This is a genomic window from Syntrophales bacterium, from assembly GCA_030655775.1.
Classification (GTDB): Bacteria; Desulfobacterota; Syntrophia; order Syntrophales; family JADFWA01; genus JAUSPI01.
This window is the reverse complement of sequence record JAUSPI010000051.1, coordinates 1-2,946: the sequence shown is the minus strand read 5'-3', so window position 1 is coordinate 2,946 and position 2,946 is coordinate 1. Positions and strand designations below refer to the sequence as shown.

General features: G+C 45.7%; 2 protein-coding genes. Both read left to right on the top strand.

The window, feature by feature from the left end:
- Nucleotides 1–1,424: asparagine synthase (glutamine-hydrolyzing) (gene asnB, locus Q7J27_02765; GenBank protein ID MDO9528061.1), on the top strand; the 1,424-nt coding region annotated here is incomplete at its 5' end.
- 2 nt (nucleotides 1,425–1,426) lie between these two features.
- Nucleotides 1,427–2,623: a glycosyltransferase family 4 protein gene (locus Q7J27_02760; protein MDO9528060.1), complete on the top strand. Its 1,197-nt coding sequence runs from the start codon at nucleotides 1,427–1,429 to the stop codon at nucleotides 2,621–2,623.
- Nucleotides 2,624–2,946 lie beyond the last annotated feature (323 nt).

Sequence of the window (2,946 nt, the reverse complement as noted above, 5' to 3'; positions counted from 1 at the left end):
TAAAGGGGGTATTGCAAGATTCGGATGTTTCGAGGGAGATTGACTGGGATGCCCTTGGACTCTATCTTACCTTCAATTCGATTACAGCCCCCTATACCATATTTAAAGGCGTGAAAAAGCTCAGGCCGGGGCATATTCTGATCTTCCGGAAAGGGGAAATAGAAGAGAAAAAATACTGGAATATTGACAGGAATATCCAGATAGAAACAGGCGGCGAAGAAGATTTTACTACCCTGAAGAACAGACTGTTTGAAGTTATGGAAGATGCGGTAAAGATGCGAATGATTGCCGATGTTCCTCTGGGCGCATTTTTGAGTGGTGGGATTGATTCAAGCATTATTGTCGGACTCATGGCAAGAAATTCCAGTCTGCCAATAAAGACCTATTCGATAGGCTATAAGGATATGCCCATGTTCGATGAGACCGCTTATGCGAGAGAAGTAGCCGCTTTTCATAAGACGGATCACCACGAGTTTAAGCTTGGCTCTCAGGATGTTATAGATGCCATTCCTGATGTTCTCAACTCTTTTGATGAACCATTTGCCGATTCTTCGGCAGTACCGACATTTGTAGTATCCAGGGAAACAGGCAGGAATGTAAAGGTCGCTCTCTCCGGTGACGGCGGGGACGAACTCTTTGCCGGTTACCGGATGTACACAGGGGAGGCATGGCGCTCCAGGTATCATAAGATCCCTTCATTCATACGTAAAAAAGTCATAGAGCCCGTCTTTTTATCTCTTCCCGAATCGCGGGATCAGAAACTGCCGGAACATATCAGAAGATTGAAGAAATTTTTAAGGGGTGCAGGGAAAGAAAGCCTTGAAGAACGGTTTTTTGCATGGAATGAGATATTTTCCCGGGATTTAAGAAAGAGCATTTTTGCCGGGGACGAAAAGGTGGACCACGATCTTGGAAATAAGATACTCTCGGAAAGGTTAAACGAGATAAATGCCGATGACATTAACCGGATGCTCTACGCGGATGTAAAGGAATCGCTTCCCGCGGATATGTTAAAAAAGGTGGATGCAATGAGCATGCTTAATTCCCTGGAGGTCAGGGTCCCTTTTCTGGATCACCGGGTATGTGAACTGGCCTTTTCCATCGGCGGTCACTGGAAGGTCAAAAATGGGAAGGGGAAGTATATCCTCCTGGAAACCTTTAAGGATATGTTACCCAAATCCCTGCATAACAGGCCAAAATGGGGATTTGAAATGCCGATCAGCAAGTGGCTGAAGTCTGACTTGAAATATCTGATTGACGAATATCTGTCGAGAGAACTGATCGTCAGTCAGGGAATCTTTGACTATAATGTCATTAAGAATCTGATCGACAATCTTGTTTTAAATCGTTTTGATACTTCCTGGCAGGTCTGGAATCTGATAGTCTTTCAGGTCTGGTATTCCAATTATATTGAAGGGTGGTAGTATTGAAGATTAAAGCGATTCATATCATTACGCGCCTGGACAAGGGAGGTTCTGCCGAGAATACCCTCTTGACCTTGATGGGTCTTGACAGGGAAATATATGATGTCGCTTTGGTTAGAGGGCTTTCCACTGAGTCAAACATGGCGGAAGATGAATCCAGGGCTGTAGAGGAAAGCGTAAGAGACGTGGAAGGGGAGGGGGTCAGGGTTGTAACCATTCCCAGTCTTGTAAGAAGAATCCAACCCCTCTACGATTTGAAGGCATTTTTCACCCTGATTAAAATACTGCGACAAGAGCGTCCCGATATTGTTCATACCCATACCTCCAAGGCAGGCATTATGGGAAGATGGGCGGCGTTTTTTTCTCAAGTTCCTATTATTACCCACACCCCACACGGCCACGTATTCTGGGGATATTTCGGCAGGTTGAAAACCGGGATTTTTATCCTCCTGGAGAAGATTTCCGCACTTATTACAGACAGACTCGTCATGCTGACCGAGCAGGAAAAAAATGATCATCTTCACTTCCATATTGCCCCCGAGGACAAGTTCACAGTGGTGCATAGCGGAATCAATCTGGATAAATTCTCCAAAATTTCTGTTGAGCCTGGGGTAATGAAAAGAAGGCTGGGGATTCCCGAAGGCAATCTTGTAGTCGGCACAACTGGCAGGCTCACGCATGTAAAAGGGCACAGATACCTGATCGAGGCGGCAGGAAAAATTGTCAGTTTCAGGCCTGACACAACCTTTGTATTTCTGGGCGATGGTGAACTTTTAGACGAGTTCAAAAATATGGCCGCTAAATTTGGCATAGAAGCGAATGTAAAGTTTCTGGGATGGCGGTCAGATGTGACTGAGGTTATGTCCACCTTTGATATTTTCGCGCTGCCTTCTTTAAATGAGGGGATGGGGAGAGTGCTCGTTGAGGCCATGGCTTTGGGGAAGCCGATTGTGGCGAGTGATATAGGTGGAATCCCTGATCTTGTAGTTGACGGTGAAAACGGTTATCTGATCCCTGTGGGTGATGTTGATGCCCTGGCCGCAATGATAAGAAGGCTTCTTGATGATCCCGGGAAAAGGGAAGAAATGGGCAATGCGGGACAAAGATATGCCGTCAATTTCAGCGCAGAGGAGATGATGAAAAAGATTGATCGGTTATACCGGGAGCTGGCGGTATTGCGTTGTCACCTCGGGGAGTGAATCGACGAGAAATCTTTGTGATGCAACAGACTGAAAAACAAGATTTCTCATCCCGATAAATCGGGATTCGAAATGACAGGGTGAGCGGTCGAAATGACACAAAGGTTGTTCGAAGTGACAGAGTGGACGTGGGCGGTTGAAATAACAAAGTGGAGAGTTCGCAATGACTGAAAACACAACTTTGCAAAGGCCGCGCTTATTTAAAAGAGCAGCCCTGGGAATAATCTTTGTAATAGTTTTTTTTGCCGTTTGTGCGACAGAATCTTTCTGTACCGATTATCAGCAGGTTTCCGGACTGATTGATCTCAGATCGACGTTCAGTG